The following is a 16,206-nucleotide window of genomic DNA, read 5'->3' on the forward strand; positions in this document are numbered from 1 at the left end:
TAATGGCCCAGGGCTGACATGGTCCAGGAATTGTCCTCTGACGCTGTCGATCGCACCCCCGTCATCGTCGGCGTGGCGCAAGTGGTTGAGCGGATCGGCGATCCCGATTATCGCGCCCGCTCCGCCGCCGATCTCGCCGCCTGGGCTGCGGAGCGCGCCCTGGCCGATGCCGGCGCAGCGCGGGACTTGCGGCCGCTGATCGAAAGCGTCAGCGCGATCCGCACGTTCGCGGATTCGGGGGCGGCCCCCGCCCCCTTCGGGAAGCCGGACAAGTTCCCGCTCGCCGTGGCGCGCCGCGTTGGCCTCACGCCCCGGCACGCCGTGCTGGAGGCGGTCGGCGGCCAGTCGCCCGTCACAGCGCTGGTCGGGTTGGCGGACCGGATAGCGCGCGGCGAAGTGGGTGCCGGCATGGTGTTCGGGGCGGAAGCGATCTCCACGACGCGCCACCTCGTAGCCCTGGGCGAAACACGCGATTGGGCGGAGCATGACGAGGGCGAAGTGGAAGACCGCGGCGCCATGCGGGTCCTCACCAGCGAGGGGATCGCCCACGGCATCGTCACCGCCCCCATCGCCTACGCCCTGCTCGAAAATGCCCGCCGGGCCCGACTCGACCTCAGCCGAGAGGCATACCGCGCGGCGATGGGCGAGCTGTTCGCACCCTTCAGCGCGGTGGCCGCTGCCAACCCGTTCTCCAGCGCCGCGAGCGAGCCGCTCTCGGCCGAGGATATCGCCGCTGTCACGCCCCGAAACCGGATGATCGCCGATCCCTTCCCGCTGAAGGTCGTCGCGCGCGACCAGGTCAACATGGGTGCGGCCCTGCTGGTCATGTCGGCAGCCGCGGCGCGGGAGGCCGGCATTCCGGAGTCGCAGTGGGTGTTCATCCACGGGGCCGCCCAGGCGGAGGAGCCCGACATACTCGATCGCGCCGACCCGGGCGCATACCCCGCGGCCGCGGCCGCGCTCGACGCCGCGCTGGGCGCTGCGGGCAAAGGCATTGCGGACATGGCGGTGCTCGATTTCTATTCGTGCTTCCCGATTGCCGTGTTCTCCACCGCGATCGACCACCTCGGTCTGGCACCCGGCGACCCGCGCGGGCTGACCGTCACCGGAGGGCTCCCGTACTTCGGCGGCGCGGGCAACGGGTATTCCAGCCATGCCATCGCCGGCATGGTGGACCGGCTGCGCGCGCAGCCCGGCGCGTTCGGCCTGCTGGGCGCAAACGGCGGCTTCCAGAGCAAGTACGCCGCGCTCGTCCTCTCCACCCGGCCCGCGCCGTTTCCTGGCTGGAGCGTTACGCAGCCTGCGCGTGCCGCGCCGCCCCCGCGCGCCGAACGCGCGGAAGGCGTCGGCACCATCGAAACCTACACGATCGCCTACGGCCGCGACGGGCCGACTTATGCCATCGCGATCGGGCGCCTCGCGGACGGCCGCCGCTTCATCGCCCGCAGCGACGATCCCGCCACCGTCGCCGAGATGGAGGCGCACGAGCCGCTCGGCCGGCAAGTCACGCTTTCGAGCGACGGAGAACGGAACGCGTTCACACTCACGGCGTGATTGGCTAGCGTTCGCTGGACAAGGAGAGAGCCATGACCGAGCCCGCCGCGCATCACGACGAATGGGTGCGCCGCCCCGCTGCCGCTGAGCAGGGGACCAACTGCACCGCCGCCCAGTATGCGGAGATGTACGCCCGCAGCATGGCTGACAGCGACGGGTTCTGGCTCGAACAGGCGCAGCGGCTGGACTGGAGCCGGCAGCCGACCAAGGCGGGCGACTGGCGTTTCGATCCCGTCTCCATCGAATGGTTCGTCGATGGCGCGCTCAACATCTGCCACAACGCGGTGGACCGCCACGTCGCCGCCGGAAACGGCGACCGCATCGCTCTGATCTTCGAGCCGGACGATCCCGCCGGCGAAGTCCGCCGCATCACGTATGCCGATCTCCAGGCCGAGGTGATCCGCATGGCGAACACGCTGAAGAAGATGGGCGTCGCGAAGGGCGACCGGGTGACGATCTACATGCCGATGGTGCCCGAAGGCGCGTTCGCCATGCTCGCCTGCGCGCGCATCGGCGCGGTGCATTCAGTGATCTTCGGCGGCTTCAGCCCGGAGGCGATCGCCGGGCGGGTGGAGGACTGCGCCAGCGACTGGATCGTCTGCGCCGACGAAGGCTTGCGCGGCGGCAAGACCATTCCGCTGAAGGACAACGTCGATGCAGCGCTGGCCAAAGCTTCCGTAAAGGCGGTGCTGGTCGTCCGCCACACCGGCGGCGATGTAGCCATGACCGAAGGGCGCGATCACTGGTATCACGACCTGTCGCAAGGCGTGCCTGGCGAATGCCCGTGCGAACCGATGAACGCGGAAGACCCGCTGTTCATCCTCTACACCAGCGGATCCACCGGCAAGCCCAAGGGCGTGCTCCACACCACCGGCGGCTATGCCGTCTGGGTCGAAACGACGTTCCGTTACACCTTCGATTACCGGCCGGGCGAGGTGTTCTGGTGCACGGCGGACATCGGATGGGTCACCGGGCACAGCTATGTCGTTTACGGCCCGCTGCAGAACGGTGCCACGGCGCTGATGTTCGAAGGCGTGCCGAACCATCCCGACCACGACCGGTTCTGGGCCACCGTGGCGAAGCACAAGGTCAACATATTCTACACCGCGCCCACCGCGATCCGCGCCCTGATGCGCGAAGGGGCGGAGCCGGTGAACCGCCACGACCTGTCGTCCCTGCGCCTGCTGGGCTCTGTCGGGGAGCCGATCAATCCGGAGGCCTGGCGCTGGTATTCGGAAACGGTTGGCAAGGGCGCGCTGCCGGTGGTGGACACCTGGTGGCAGACCGAAACCGGCGGGGTGATGATCACCACCCTGCCCGGTGCGCACGACATGAAGCCGGGCAGCGCGGGCCGGCCGTTCTTCGGCATCTCGCCGCAGCTTGTGGATGGCGACGGCACGGTGATCGCCGACGAGCGCACGGGCGGCGCGGCGAGCGGCAACCTTGTCATCGACCGTTCGTGGCCCGGCCAGTCGCGCACGGTCTATGGCGATCACGATCGGTTCGTGCAGACCTATTTCAGCACATATCCGGGCAAGTACTTCACCGGCGACGGATGCCGCCGCGACGCTGACGGATACTACTGGATCACCGGCCGGGTCGACGATGTGATCAACGTCAGCGGCCACCGCATGGGCACCGCCGAGGTCGAGAGCGCGCTGGTGCTGCACGACAAGGTGGCCGAGGCCGCGGTCGTCGGCTTCCCGCACGATATCAAGGGCCAGGGCATCTATTGCTACGTCACCCTCAATGCCGGTGAAGAGCCGGGCGAGGAACTGGCGGCGGAACTGCGCAACCAGGTGCGGCGCGAGATTGGCCCGATCGCCTCGCCCGACCACCTGCACTTTACGCCTGCCCTGCCCAAGACGCGCAGCGGCAAGATCATGCGCCGCATCCTGCGCAAGATCGCGGAGAATGAAACCGGCGCGCTGGGCGATACCTCCACCCTGGCGGAGCCGGGCGTCGTCGACACGCTGATCGAAGGGCGGCTGAACCGGTAGCGCCCGTCAGGGTGCGGGATGCGCGTCCAGCCAGGCCAGAAGGTCTTCGATCACGGCGTCTTTCTCCGGTTCGTTGTAGATCTCGTGGTAGAGGCCGGGATAGGCGATCACCGTCTTGTCCGCCGCGCCGATGCGATCGGCAACGGGGCGCATGCCGTCGATGGGGACCAGGCTGTCGGCCTCACCGTGCTGGATCAGAACGGGCACATTCATTGACGGAGCCTTGTCGCGATAGCCCGCGACCGCGGCGAACATCTCGTGCACGGTTCGCGCGGCGAGCTTGCCCGTGGTGACGAGCGGGTCAGCGATATAGGCCTGCACCACCGCGGGATCGCGGCTCACGGCCTCGGGCGGCAGGGCGATCGTGCCGGTGTTGGGCGCCGCCGCGGACAGGAGGCGCAGCACCGCCCGCTGCACCATCGGCAGGCTGCCGCCGATCATGGGGCCGGACAGGATCAGGCCCGAAAGGTCTTCCGGCCAGCGCAGGGCATATCCGAACGCGACGTTGCCGCCCATCGAGTGGCCGAGGAGCTTGATCCGCTGCCCGCTATGCCGCGCCCGCACCCGGGCCACGAACCGCTGGAAGTCCTCGATCACATGGTCCATCCGGTCGACCAGCGCGCGCCTGCCGCCGGACCGCCCGTGCCCACGATGGTCGAGCGCGTGGACCGCATATCCCGATGCCACCAGCCGTTCGGCGAGGTGGCCGTAGCGCCCGCCGTGCTCCGCGTAGCCGTGCGATATGGCGATCACGTCACGCACCGCGCCGCCGGGCAGCCACGATTGCGCATGGAGACGCAGCCCGCCGTGGCCCCCTACGGTCCAGGTCTCGCTCGGTGCCATCTGCTTCTCTCCCCTGTCAGGTGACCGCGGCGCGCGATCGGTATTCCGGGCGGTCCCACGCCCCTGTCTCCATCACTTCCGCCAGCACGGCGACCGCCGCGGCGACGTCGGCGTGGGAAGTATAGAGCGGGGTGAAGCCGAAGCGCACGATATCCGGCGCGCGGAAATCGCCGATCACGCCGCGCGCGATCAGCGCCCGCATGATCGCGTAGCCTTCCGGGTGGCTGTAGGAAACCTGGCTGCCCCGTTCCGCCGGGTTTTCCGGGCTGGCGAGGCGAAAACCGTGGCCGGCGCAAAGCGGCGCCATGCGTTCGATGAAGAGGCCCGAGAGCGAAAGCGACTTGGCGCGAACCGTTGCCATGTCGGCTTCGAGAAACAGGTCCACCCCCACCTCCAGCGCGGCGAGCCCCAGCACGGACGGCGTCCCCACCAGGAAGCGGCCGACCCCTTCGGCAGGGCGATAGGTGTCGTCGAAGGCAAACGGGTCGGCGTGGCCGAACCATCCGGAAAGTGCCGGCATCACCCGGTTCTGGTGCCGCCGGGCGACGTAGAGGAACGCCGGCGCCCCCGGCCCGCCATTGAGGTACTTGTACCCGCAGCCGACGGCGAAGTCGGGCCCCGCCCCGGCCAGATCCACGGGGATCGCCCCCGCGCTGTGGCTGAGATCCCAGACGATCGTGGCCCCCGCTTCATGCGCCCGGCGCGTCAGGCCCGCCATGTCGCGCACGCGACCGGTCTTGTAATGGACCTGCGTCACCAGCACGACCGCGACGGTCTGGTCGATCGCGTCCTCCAGCGCGCCCGGTTCGACCAGCCGGGCTTCGACCTGGCCGCCGCCGAGCGCGGCAATGCCCTGCATCATGTACACATCGGTGGGAAAATTGCCGCGTTCCGACAGGATCACGCGCCGCTCCGGCGCCAGCGAGAGCGCGCCGGTCAAGGCCTTGAAGACGTTGACGGAGGTGGAATCGCACGCGATCACCTCGCCCGGCCCGGCACCGATCAGCCGCGCGATCTTGTCCCCGATCCGCCCCGGCGCGTCGACCCAGCCCGCATCGTTCCACGATCGAATCAGGCCTTCGCCCCATTCGCTCCGGACAGCCTCCGCCATCCGGGCCGCCGTGTCCCGCGGCAGCGCGCCGAGCGAGTTTCCATCGAGATAGATCGTCTCCGCGGGGAGCGTGAAACGCTGGCGAAACGGGGCGAGGACATCGGCGGCGTCGAGAGCTTCGGGGGTCATCGCCGGGATGCATAGCGCCGGAAGCGTTTGCCAACCACGGGCGATTTGCCCATCCTCCCCGCCCGTGGACAGGGCGGAATCGGAACTCGCGGCGCATCTTGCCAACGCGGCACGCGGCGCCGGCATCGACTGCCGGCACGTCACCGGCCTGCGCAAGCTTTCCGGCGGCGCGAGCAAGGAAATGTGGGCCTTCGACATCGAGGCGGCGGACGGCACGAAATGCCCGCTGGTCTTGCGCCGGCAGCCTGCAGGGCGGCGCTTTTCCGCGCAAGGCCTGGCGAGCGTCGCGGCAGAGGCGGCCGTAGTGCGACGCGTCGCGGAAGCGGGCGTGCCTGTCCCGGCGGTCGCGTTCGAACTGCCCGGCGGTTCCCCTGCCGGCGACGGCTATGTCATGGCGCGGCTGGAGGGGGAGACAGTCGGCGGCCGCGTGCTGCGCCTGCCGGAACTGGCCGCCGCCCGCGCCGGGATGGCGCGCCAGTGCGGCGAGATACTCGCCCGCATCCACGCCGTTCGCGATCACGCGACCCTGATGCTGGCCGAACGGACGAGTGCGGAGGAACTGGCCGCGCTGGAGCAACGCTATCGCGACACCGGCCAGCCTCGTCCGGTGTTCGAATATGCGCTCCGATGGCTGGCAGGGCACCTGCCCGACACCGGGCGAAACGTCCTCCTTCACGGAGATTTTCGCACGGGCAATCTCATGGTTGGGCCGGAAGGCATCCGCGCGGTGCTGGACTGGGAACTCGCCCGGATCGGGCCGCCTGCCTATGACCTTGCCTGGCTCTGCGTCGGCAGCTGGCGCTTCCAGCGGCCCGACCTGCCGGTGGGCGGATTCGGCACGCGCGACGATCTGCTGGCAAGCTACGCCGAAGCGGGCGGCGCGCCGGTCGACCGGGATGCGCTTCACGCCTGGGAAGTGTTCCAGACCATGAACTGGGGGGTGATGTGCGCCGGGGTGGCGGAAGCATTCGTGGCCGGCAGACGCACGGTGGAAGCCGGCGTGATCGCGCGCCGGGCATCGGAAACCGAATTCGATCTCATGCGCCTGCTCGCGCCGGGACACGGGGCGTGGAATGCTCGATAGGCCCGCAGCCCTGCTGCTCATTGCCGAGGCCCGCCGGGCCCTGGAACACGGCGCGGCGCCGGGATTCCCGCAGAAAGTCGCCGCCAATGCCCTGGGCATCGCGGAGCGCGAGCTTGCGCTGGGGCCCGCGTTCGAGCGCGCGGTCCGCGAACGGATCGGGGCTCTGCTCGGCGAGTTCGGCAGCGCCGGGGAAGCGACCGAGGCGCTGTGCGCCGCGATCAGGAGCGGCACCCTCCGCCTCGACGATTCGATGCTGATCGATCACCTCATCCGCACCAGCGTGGCCAAGCTGGCGGTCGACCAGCCCACTTACCCCGCCTACCGCGCATCGCGGGGCGAAGGGGACGGCGGTCAACCCCGCGACTGATCGCGCGTTGTCAGCGTGCGCGATATGGCGGCATGCCATCCGCGGCGCAGCTCGGCGCGGCGATCGTCGGCCATGGCCGGCACGAAGCGGTCGGTCGCCCGAACCAGGCCTGCCAGCGTGTCCAGATCGCGCCAGACCCCCATTGCCAGCCCGGCCAGGAACGCCGCGCCCAGCGCCGTCGTCTCGAGATGCGCGGGCCGTTCCACCGTCACCCCCAGCATGTCCGCGATGAACTGGCACAGCCAGTCGTTGGCGGCCATGCCCCCGTCGATGCGGATCGTGGCGGGCCTGTCCGCGCCGCCCGCGATCATCGCATCCACCAGATCCATCGTCTGGTAAGCCACTGCCTCCAGCGCCGCGCGGGCGAGGTGCGCGCCCGTGGCATCGAGCGTCAGCCCGAAGATCGCCGCGCGGGCATCCGGGTCCCAGTGCGGCGCACCCAGGCCGACAAAGGCCGGCACCATGTACACGCCGTGGCTGTCGGGCACGCCCGTGGCGAGGCCGCTGGTCTCGCTGGCGTGTGCGATCACGCCCAGGCCGTCGCGCAGCCACTTGATCGCCGCCCCGGCCACGAAGATCGATCCTTCCAGCGCGTAGGTCGTCTTCCCCGCAAGGCGATACGCGGGTGTCGCCAGGAGCTTGTCGTCGGACAGCTCCGCCTCGCTGCCGGTGTTGAGCAGGAGGAAGCAGCCCGTCCCGTATGTCGCCTTGGCCATGCCCGCGCTGAAACACGCCTGCCCGAACAAGGCCGCCTGCTGATCGCCCGCGATGCCTGCAATCGGGATCGCCGCATCGAACAGGCCGGGCGCGGTGTGGCCGAACACGTGGCTGTTGTCGTGGACCAGCGGCAGCATGGCCATCGGCACGCGGAAGAGCTTGCACAGGTCAGTATCCCACCGGTCGGCGCGGATGTCGTAGAGCAGCGTCCGTCCCGCATTGGTGGGATCGGTCGCGTGGACCCGGCCGCCCGTCAGGCGCCAGAGCAGGAAGCTGTCGATCGTCCCGAAGGCAAGCGCGCCCGCTTCGGCCCGTTCCCGCGCGCCTTCGACATGGTCGAGAATCCAGGCGACCTTCGTGGCGGAGAAATAGGGGTCGAGCAGCAGGCCCGTTTTTGCCCGCACTTCCGGCTCATGGCCCGCGTCCCGCAGCGCGGCACACACATCCGCCGTGCGGCGATCCTGCCAGACGATGGCGCGGTGGACCGGCACGCCCGTCTCGCGATCCCAGACAACAACGGTTTCGCGCTGGTTGGTGATGCCGATCCCGGCAATCGCGGATGCGTGCAATCCGCTCTCGGCCAATGCGGCGCGCATCGTCTCCAGGGTATCGCGCCAGATAACTTCGGGATCGTGTTCGACCCAACCTCTCTCAGGATAGTGTTGAGAGAATTCTCTTTGCGCGGTCGCCAGCCCGTTTCCGGCCGCATCGAACACGATCGCCCGGGTGGACGTGGTGCCCTGGTCGACCGCCAGCACGTACCTCGCATCCGCCATCGTCCCGTCCCCTTCCCGGTCATCGCCAAGGTGTGCAAAGCGCAAAGCGGGCTATAGAGCAAGGCGATGGCGCCGACGAACCCGCCTTGCGAAACGATCGACCTGCTGGTCGTGGGCGGCGGGATCAACGGCGCCGGCATTGCGCGCGACGCCGCCGGCCGCGGGCTGTCGGTCTTGCTGGTGGAGCGCGACGATCTGGCCAGCCACACCTCGTCCGCCTCCACCAAGCTCGTGCACGGCGGACTCCGCTATCTCGAATACGGCGAGGTGCGGCTGGTGCGCGAATCGCTGATCGAGCGCGAGCGGCTGATGGCCATCGCCCCGCACATCATATGGCCGCTGGAATTCGTCCTGCCGCAAAGTGCCGGTTCGCGCCCCGCGTGGCTCATCCGCGCCGGGCTGTTCGTGTACGACCACCTGGGCGGACGCAAGCGCCTGCCGGCGACGCAGACCGTGCGCCTCGCCACCGATGCGCGCGGCGAAGGACTGCGACACCGCGGCGGCCGCGCGTTCGCCTACTACGACTGCTGGGTGGACGATGCGCGGCTGGTCGTCCTCAACGCACGCGATGCGGCGGAACGGGGCGCCCGCGTCTGCACCCGCACCGCCTTCGTCCGGGCGCAGCGCACGGCCGCCGGATGGTCCGCCACGCTCAAGGATTCTGCCCGCGAGCGCACGGTCCGCGCGCGGGCGATCGTCAACGCGGCGGGCCCATGGGTCAATCAGGTGATCGGCACGGTCGAATGCGCCCGGAAAAGCAGCCATGTCCGGCTGGTCAAGGGCAGCCACATCGTCCTGCCCCGGCTCTACCCCGGCGCCCACGCGTTTCTGCTGCAGAATCCGGACGGACGGGTCGTCTTCGCGATCCCCTGGCTCGACAGGTTCACGCTTGTGGGCACGACGGACGAGCCCTGGCATGGGCCGCCGGGCGAACCGGCCATCAGCGCCGCGGAAACGGACTACCTGCTCGCCACCGTCACGCGTAATTTTGCGCGGCCTGTCACCGCCCAGGACATTGCTTGGACATATTCCGGGATCCGCCCGCTCTATGACGACCGGGCCGCGAACGCCTCGGCCGTGACACGCGACTACGTGCTCGACCTCGATGCGGACGGGGGCCGAGCCCCACTGCTGAGCGTGTTCGGGGGCAAGATCACGACATACCGCAAGCTGGCCGAACACGCGCTGGAGATCCTCGCGCCCATCCTCGGTTCGTCCCCGACCGGGTGGACGTCCGGCGCGGCGCTCCCCGGCGGCGACTTGCCGGACAGGGACCGGCGCGCATTCCGGGAAACGCTGAAAGCCCGGCATCCGGCCTTGCCGGCTGACCTGCTGGCGCGGCTCGCCGATACTTACGGCACCGCGGCCGAGGATATCCTCCACGACGTCACGGAACCCGGCGACCTGGGACAGGCGTTCGGGGCTGGCCTGACCGCGCGCGAACTGGCGTGGCTGGCAGACAGGGAGTGGGCGCGGACCGCGGAAGACGTCCTGTTTCGGCGCACAAAGCTGGGGCTGGACATTCCGCCGGCTGACTGGCCTGCCATCGACCAATGGCTGGCCGATCACACGCGCACTAGGGCGGCGGACCCCGCACCGGCCGGCCGCATTCAATCGACGGCGCGTAGGTGACGTCGCTGTTCCTCGACCGTCATCCCGCCTTTTCGCTCGAGCCGGTTGCCGGCTCTGGCGTCTTTCAGGCGCTCAATCTCATGACCGCGTCGGCGGCCCCGCGTATCGCGCCTTCGATGTAGCTTACCCCGTTCGCGTCGCCGACAGTCTCGACGGCGAAGCCATCGGCGCGCAAGCGGTCGGCCAGCGACGTGTCGCCATGCGCGCCCATCGCGACGATCACGTGGTCGGCCGGCACCGTGCGCTCCGCCCCCGCCGCGTCGGTGAAGCGAACCACGTCCTGCTCGATCGAAAGGTCGCGGACGCCGGCCAGCAAGGCCACGCCATGCTCCTTGAGTTCCGCGAGCAGCCGCATCCTCCGGACCAAGGTCAGCCCCCTGCCCAGTGCGGGCGACGGTTCGAGCACAGTGACCGTCCGGCCGCGTTCGTGCAGGAATTCGGCCAGTTCGACCCCGACCAGCTCGCCGCCGACGATCACCACGTTCTGGCCCAGCGGCATCCAGGCTTTCGTCGCCGTGCGGACGAAGTCGATGTTCGCGGTCGCACCGGTCGCGGCGCCGATCCTGGTCGCCATGCGGGTCATCAATCCGGTCTTGCGCTTCAGCTCCGTGCTCCCCTCCCCCAGCAGGAGGTTGCGCATGTCTTCGCCGCTGAAGACGTGAGGCAGGTCGTTGCCGGGCAGATCGGGCATCGCGCGCCGCGCGCCGCTCGCCACAATGACCGCATCCGGCTTCAGTTCGCGCAGAAGCCCGGCGTCGGCTTCGGTGTTCAGCCGCACGTCGATCGATGAGCGTTCGACTTCCTGGATCAGCCAGTCCAGCAGCCGTTCATTCGCCGGATACGCGAGCGACGCGATGCGCAAAGTGCCGCCGAGCCGCGCGCCCTTTTCGATCAGGGTCACCCGGTTGCCCGCTTCGTGCATGCGCCTTGCAGCCTCCATTCCGCCTGGCCCACCGCCGACGATCACGAAGTGCTTTCCCGTCACCAGCGAGGTGGGGCGTTCGCACTCGAACCCGGTCTCCGGATTGACGGCGCAGCGCACTTGCGTGCGCACATAGGCTGTCGAAACGCAGGTGTAGCAATAGATGCACGGACGCACGGAATCCGGCGCGTTGCCCGCCAGCTTTGCCGGCAGGGCCGGATCGGCGAGCAGCTTGCGGCCCATCGCCAGGAAATCGTATTTGCCGTCCGCAATGTGCTTGTCGCCGGCCTCTGGCTCGACGCGGCCGGACGCGATGACCGGGATCCCTACGGCGCGCCTGACCTCCGCGGCTGAAGGAATGTTCGTTTCCGGTTCGTGCGGAATGTTCGAGCCGGAATGGAGCTTACCCTTGCCGGTGTCGTGATACGCGGTGACAGTGATCGCATCCACACCGGCCCTCTCGACCAGCTTCGCCGCCGCGATGCAATCGTCCAGCTCGATCCCGCCCTCCTTGCCGATTTCGCGGGAATCGAGCTTGCACCAGACTGGGAAGTCCGGACCCACTTCCGCCCGCACTGCGGCGATCACCTCCAGCAGCAGCCGCACCCGGTTTTCCAGCGACCCCCCGTATTCGTCGGTGCGGGTATTGGTCTTGGGCGAAATGAACGATGACAGCAGGTAGCCGTGCCCGCTGTGGATCTCGACTCCGTCGAACCCGGCCTCCCTGGCGCGGCGCGCACCGGCCGCGAACTGCGCCACCACGAGATCGATGTCCGCCTTGTCCAGCACCTTGAGCGACGGCAGCTTGCCGCCGGCGAATCCGGCCAGCTCCTCGGGCAGGAAATAATCGAGGAAATCGCCCTGCATCGGCGGGGGCACGCTGGGCGTCCAGAGCGGCTGGTCGAATTCATCCGAAGAGTATCCCGCCACCAATCCGCCGTGATGGAGCTGGGCCGCGATCTTCGCCCCGTGCGCGTGGACCCGGCTGGCCAGCGCCGTCAGGCCAGGCAGGAACTTGTCGTCCGAAATCGCGGTCTGGCAGGGCTGCACCGCCCCGACCGGCCATGCGACGCCGAGCACCCCGGTAATAATCAGGCCCGCGCCGCCCCTGGCCTGTTCCTCGTGATAGGCCGCCAGTCGCTCACCGACGGTGCCGTCCGGTTCGGACAGGCTCACGCCCATCGCCGTCACGGCGATACGGTTGCGAAGCTCCATGCTGCCGATCCGGCCGGGCGAAAGCAGGTGGGCGTAGGGTGAAGCACTCATTCCCGGCAATCCTCGTGATTTCGCACCTGTTGCGTCAGTGCGGTGACTGATCGCGTTTTAATCCGCATCACCGCAGATTGTAAGCGGTTATTGCGTTGTTTGCGTCCTTGGTTATGGTGGTCATTACGCATTTCGCGACGGAGAGCATGCATGAACTACGGCTTCGACGGCAAAGTGGCGCTGGTCACTGGCGCGAGCGGCGGGATCGGCCGCGCGACCGCTCTGGCGTTCGCCGCCTCGGGCGCGCGTGTCGTCGTATCGGATGTGAACGACGACGGCGGCGAAGAAACCCTGGCGATGATCGCGGACGCCGGCGGCACCGCGATCTATCAGCGCTGCAACGTGGCCGATCCGGCCGAGGTCAAGACCCTCGTGGCGCGCGCTATGTCCGAGTTTGGGCAACTGGATTTCGCGCACAACAACGCCGGCATCAACAACCTGGGGGCCGATGAATACGAAGACGCGGTGTGGGACCGCAGCATTGCGATCAACCTGTCAGGCGTCATGTATTGCATGCGCGAGGAAGCAGCCGCGATGCTTCCGCAAGGCAAGGGCGCGATCGTCAACACATCGTCGATCAACGGGCTCACCGGCAACGGCGCGCAACCGGGCTATGTCGCGACCAAGCACGGCGTGATCGGCCTTACGCGACATGGCGCATTGCGCTGGGCGACGGCCGGAATCAGGGTCAACGCGGTTTGTCCGGGCGTCATCGAAACACCAATGACTGCGCCGCTCACCGCCGACCCGGAGATGAAAGCGGTGATCGACAAGATGACCCCGATGGGCCGGATGGGCCGCGCCGAGGAGATCGCGGCGGCGGTCCTCTGGCTGTGTTCCGACCAGGCGAGCTTTGTCACCGGCCACCCGCTGGTGATCGACGGCGGCGCAACCGCTGTCTGACAGGAGACAGGACATGAATCGTTTGCAAGGCAAGGTTGCGCTCGTCACCGGTGGCGCGCGCGGGATCGGTGAAGGTATCGTGCGCCGTTTCGTTCGCGAAGGCGCCCACGTCGTCATCGCCGACGTGCTCGACACCGAAGGCGCCGCCCTCGCCAGCGAGCTTGGGGATGGCGTCGTCTTCGTGCGGCTCGACGTTACCCGCCGGGCCGACTGGGATGCCGCCCTCGCCGAAACGGAGCAGCGCTTCGGCCGGCTCGACTGCCTCGTGAACAACGCGGGCGTCATCGTGTTCAAGGCGCTCGACGACCTCACCGAAGACGAGATGCGCCGCATCATCGACATCAACGTGATGGGCGTCATGATCGGCAGCCAGGCCGCAATCCCTCTGCTCGAACGAGACGGAGGGGGCTCCATCGTCAACATGAGCTCCGCCGACGGCATCTCGGGCGCAAACGCCCTATCAGCCTACTGCGCGTCGAAATTTGCCGTGCGCGGGTTCACCAAGTCATGCGCGCTCGAACTGGGGCCCCGCGGAATCCGGGTGAACTCGATCCATCCGGGCGGCATCGTCTCGGCGATGACCAACCCGACGAACGCCCCGCGCGAACATGTCGACGCGGCCTTCAGTATCTATCCTGCGCAGCGCGCCGGCGATCCGGAGGATATCGCCGCCGCCGCCGCCTTCCTCGCGTCAGATGACGGACGGTACTGCTACGGCACGGAGCTGTCGGTCGACGGCGGGCTCAACGCCGGGCACTACTACATAGGGCTGCCAGGGTCTCCAGCGGCCTGAGCCAGCCGTTCCCTGTCGGCTTCCACCCGGCGCATGGCTATCCAGGCCAGAGCCGCGGCCACGAAGCCGGCGGGGATCGTCACCGACAGACCAATCCGCAGCGACATCGCGTCGTTGCCGAGGGACTGGCTGATCTGGCCGGCCGCCCACGGACCGATGAAAAACCCCAGCAAGGTCGTCGCCGCGAGAAACAGCGCGGTCGCGGTCGCGCGGAAACGGTCGGGGAGAACATAGGCCAGCGTCGCAAGGAACCCGATCGACCAGCCGCCACCCATCAGCCCGGACGGGATCGCCAGCGCCTTCGCAATCGTCAAGGACGGGGCCCAGGTCGCCGCCAGGACGCAGACTGTGGCGGCGAACAGGGCGATCGCGCCAAGCCGCAACGGCCATTGCATGGAGCGTTTCGAAAGGCGATCCGTGACCGCGCCGAAGGCCAGCATGCCGGTGAGCCCGGCGATCCCGAAATAGCCTGCGAAAGTGGACTTCGCCACGACCGGATCGACGCCATAGGCGCGCGCGAAGACTTCCGGCCCCCAGAATCCGAACGACACCCCTGAAAGCGACCCGAGTCCGAATGCCAGGGCCATCAGCAGGTAACTCGGCGCAGCGCGCAGGGTTGCGATGAGCTCGCGGAAGGGAATCGTCGCGGACGGTGCGACGCGCCCCCCGCGTGGCGGGTCTTTCACGATCAGGGGCAGGATCAGCCCGAAGGTCAGGCCCGCCGCGCCGAGGCCCCAGAACGCCGTGCGCCAACCGTATTCGGCCGCCACCGCCGGACCGCCCGCCTGCCCGGCGATCTGGCCGATATAGGTTGTGAGACCCAGAATCGCGAAGGCGAGCCCGCGCCGCTCCGGCCTAAAGAAATCCGCGAGCAGAGAATAGGCAGGCGCAGCGAACGCGGCTTCCCCCACCCCCACGCCGACCCGGGCAAGCGCGATCTGCCATGGGCTGACGGCAAGACCGGTCGCGACTGTGCAGGCGCTCCACATCACGCAGCCCAGCGCGATGATCTTCACCCGCGATCGGCGATCGGCGATGCGCGCGATCGGCACACCTGCCGCGACGAACAGCAGCACGAACGCCGGCCCCATCAACAGGCCGATGAAGCCGTCGCCGACCTGGAATGTTTCCTTGAGCGGCCCGACGAGCCCGGTGACGAGAAACCGGTCGGCATAGTTGAATATGCCGACGACCAGCAGGGCGAACAGCGCCAGCCATGGGTTGGTGCCGCGGGCGGCCTGGGCCTCAGTCACGCATTTGTGCTCCGCCGTTGACGTGCCAGACCTGCCCATTCACCCACGCGCCGTCGTCGGACGCAAGGAACGCGACTGCCGCGGCAATGTCTTCGGGCGCACCAAGACGGGTGTGGGGAACGGCCTTCAAGCCGCGCTCCACATATTCGTCGGTCAGATGAAGCTTCACCGCTTCCGTTAGAACCAGGCCGGGACAGATGACGTTCGCGCGGATGCCCTGCTTTCCCCACTTCGCCGCAACGTGCCGCGCCAGGGGGTGGATGGCGTTCTTCGTCATCGGATAGGCGACCTGCCACGGCGCGCCGCCCGATGCCGCGCCCGACGAGGTGTAGATCATCGCCCCGCCACCGCGCTCCAGCATGGCCGGGAGCGCGGCCTGAGTCGCGAGGAAATGGCTCTTGCTGTTGATCGCAAAGCTTTTCTCAAGCACATCGACCGGACAGTTCAGCGCGTCGATATCGCCGTCTGTCCCGCCCGCCAGGTTGGAATGGTAGAAGTCGAGGCCGCCGAATTCGTCCTGCGCGGCCTGCACGATGGCGGCCTGGGATTCCGCGTCGGTCCCGTCGAGCATCACCGCGATCGCCTTGCCGCCGGCGGCGCGGATCGCATTTGCCGTTTCCTCGGCCTGGTCGGCCAACAGGTCTCCGATGACGACGCTGGCACCCTCTTCCGCCAGGCGCCGCGCGGTCGCCGCCCCGATTCCGCGCGCCCCGCCCGCGATCACCCCGACCTTGCCCTGCAAACCGCGCATCATCGCTCCAATCGCCCAATGCGTTTTCCTATTGTGCTTTTCATACGCAAATCGCAAGTATGCCTCAAGAGAATTCGGTGATTGCGAAACTACGGAGGCGACTTG

At 68.4% G+C, this 16,206-nt stretch carries 13 protein-coding genes; 7 read left to right on the forward strand and 6 right to left on the reverse strand.

Translation table 11 applies throughout. From position 1 onward, the window contains the following. Window positions 1–18 precede the first annotated feature (18 nt). Entirely contained in the window at window positions 19–1,554 is a 1,536-nt protein-coding gene (locus tag GRI40_RS03480) for an acetyl-CoA acetyltransferase (protein ID WP_160610056.1), read from the forward strand. 32 nt (window positions 1,555–1,586) lie between these two features. Further along, complete coding sequence (gene acs / locus GRI40_RS03485) at window positions 1,587–3,554, forward strand: acetate--CoA ligase (RefSeq protein ID WP_160610057.1); 1,968 nt, start codon at window positions 1,587–1,589, stop codon at window positions 3,552–3,554. 6 nt (window positions 3,555–3,560) lie between these two features. On the opposite strand, the gene GRI40_RS03490 is transcribed toward acs, so the two are convergent. Then, the gene (locus GRI40_RS03490) at window positions 3,561–4,397 is read right to left on the reverse strand and encodes an alpha/beta hydrolase (RefSeq protein ID WP_160610058.1); all 837 of its coding nucleotides are present in this window, start codon (window positions 4,395–4,397) and stop codon (window positions 3,561–3,563) included. A gap of 16 nt (window positions 4,398–4,413) precedes the next feature. Further along, window positions 4,414–5,637: a kynureninase gene (kynU, locus tag GRI40_RS03495; protein WP_160610059.1), complete on the reverse strand. Its 1,224-nt coding sequence runs from the start codon at window positions 5,635–5,637 to the stop codon at window positions 4,414–4,416. Window positions 5,638–5,701: 64 nt separating this feature from the next. On the opposite strand from kynU, the gene GRI40_RS03500 reads away from it, so the two are divergent. Further along, complete coding sequence (locus GRI40_RS03500; RefSeq protein WP_202390129.1) at window positions 5,702–6,721, forward strand: phosphotransferase; 1,020 nt, start codon at window positions 5,702–5,704, stop codon at window positions 6,719–6,721. Beyond that, the gene (locus tag GRI40_RS03505) at window positions 6,711–7,088 is read left to right on the forward strand and encodes a DUF6285 domain-containing protein (protein ID WP_160610061.1); all 378 of its coding nucleotides are present in this window, start codon (window positions 6,711–6,713) and stop codon (window positions 7,086–7,088) included. Before GRI40_RS03500 ends, GRI40_RS03505 begins: the two co-directional genes overlap by 11 nt. On the opposite strand, the gene glpK is transcribed toward GRI40_RS03505, so the two are convergent. Beyond that, window positions 7,073–8,581: a glycerol kinase GlpK gene (glpK, locus tag GRI40_RS03510; RefSeq protein WP_160610062.1), complete on the reverse strand. Its 1,509-nt coding sequence runs from the start codon at window positions 8,579–8,581 to the stop codon at window positions 7,073–7,075. The genes GRI40_RS03505 and glpK overlap by 16 nt on opposite strands. Before the next feature lie 66 nt (window positions 8,582–8,647). On the opposite strand from glpK, the gene GRI40_RS03515 reads away from it, so the two are divergent. Beyond that, window positions 8,648–10,213, forward strand: coding sequence for a glycerol-3-phosphate dehydrogenase (locus tag GRI40_RS03515; protein ID WP_160610063.1), 1,566 nt, complete (start codon window positions 8,648–8,650; stop codon window positions 10,211–10,213). A 64-nt stretch (window positions 10,214–10,277) separates the two neighbouring features. On the opposite strand, the gene GRI40_RS03520 is transcribed toward GRI40_RS03515, so the two are convergent. Next, window positions 10,278–12,401 (reverse strand): oxidoreductase, encoded by a 2,124-nt coding sequence (locus GRI40_RS03520; RefSeq protein WP_160610064.1) that lies wholly within the window; start codon window positions 12,399–12,401, stop codon window positions 10,278–10,280. Between the two features lie 42 nt (window positions 12,402–12,443). Between GRI40_RS03520 and GRI40_RS03525 the strand changes: the two genes are divergently transcribed. After that, a complete protein-coding gene (locus GRI40_RS03525; protein ID WP_337190480.1) occupies window positions 12,444–13,304 on the forward strand; it encodes a glucose 1-dehydrogenase in 861 nt (286 codons plus the stop codon). 13 nt (window positions 13,305–13,317) lie between these two features. After that, a complete protein-coding gene (locus GRI40_RS03530; protein ID WP_160610065.1) occupies window positions 13,318–14,097 on the forward strand; it encodes an SDR family NAD(P)-dependent oxidoreductase in 780 nt (259 codons plus the stop codon). Here the strand turns inward: GRI40_RS03530 and GRI40_RS03535 are convergent. Together GRI40_RS03535 and GRI40_RS03540 are read right to left on the reverse strand one after the other, a co-directional pair. Beyond that, complete coding sequence (locus tag GRI40_RS03535; protein ID WP_160610066.1) at window positions 14,064–15,350, reverse strand: MFS transporter; 1,287 nt, start codon at window positions 15,348–15,350, stop codon at window positions 14,064–14,066. The genes GRI40_RS03530 and GRI40_RS03535 overlap by 34 nt on opposite strands. Further along, entirely contained in the window at window positions 15,343–16,104 is a 762-nt protein-coding gene (locus GRI40_RS03540) for an SDR family NAD(P)-dependent oxidoreductase (protein ID WP_237488986.1), read from the reverse strand. The genes GRI40_RS03535 and GRI40_RS03540 overlap by 8 nt, the downstream gene beginning before the upstream one ends. Between the last annotated feature and the right edge of the window lie 102 nt (window positions 16,105–16,206).

This window comes from Tsuneonella aeria, assembly GCF_009827495.1.
GTDB classification, from domain to species: Bacteria; Pseudomonadota; Alphaproteobacteria; order Sphingomonadales; family Sphingomonadaceae; genus Tsuneonella; species Tsuneonella aeria.

Bases quoted from the DNA above. Each gene is read 5' to 3' on its own strand.
- kynU (WP_160610059.1), bottom strand. From the start codon at position 5,637: ATGACCCCCGAAGCTCTCGACGCCGCCGATGTCCTCGCCCCGTTTCGC.
- GRI40_RS03505 (WP_160610061.1), top strand. From the start codon at position 6,711: ATGCTCGATAGGCCCGCAGCCCTGCTGCTCATTGCCGAGGCCCGCCGG.
- GRI40_RS03515 (WP_160610063.1), top strand. From the start codon at position 8,648: ATGGCGCCGACGAACCCGCCTTGCGAAACGATCGACCTGCTGGTCGTG.
- glpK (WP_160610062.1), bottom strand. From the start codon at position 8,581: ATGGCGGATGCGAGGTACGTGCTGGCGGTCGACCAGGGCACCACGTCC.
- GRI40_RS03530 (WP_160610065.1), top strand. From the start codon at position 13,318: ATGAATCGTTTGCAAGGCAAGGTTGCGCTCGTCACCGGTGGCGCGCGC.
- GRI40_RS03540 (WP_237488986.1), bottom strand. From the start codon at position 16,104: ATGATGCGCGGTTTGCAGGGCAAGGTCGGGGTGATCGCGGGCGGGGCG.
- GRI40_RS03520 (WP_160610064.1), bottom strand. From the start codon at position 12,401: ATGAGTGCTTCACCCTACGCCCACCTGCTTTCGCCCGGCCGGATCGGC.
- GRI40_RS03490 (WP_160610058.1), bottom strand. From the start codon at position 4,397: ATGGCACCGAGCGAGACCTGGACCGTAGGGGGCCACGGCGGGCTGCGT.
- acs (WP_160610057.1), top strand. From the start codon at position 1,587: ATGACCGAGCCCGCCGCGCATCACGACGAATGGGTGCGCCGCCCCGCT.
- GRI40_RS03480 (WP_160610056.1), top strand. From the start codon at position 19: ATGGTCCAGGAATTGTCCTCTGACGCTGTCGATCGCACCCCCGTCATC.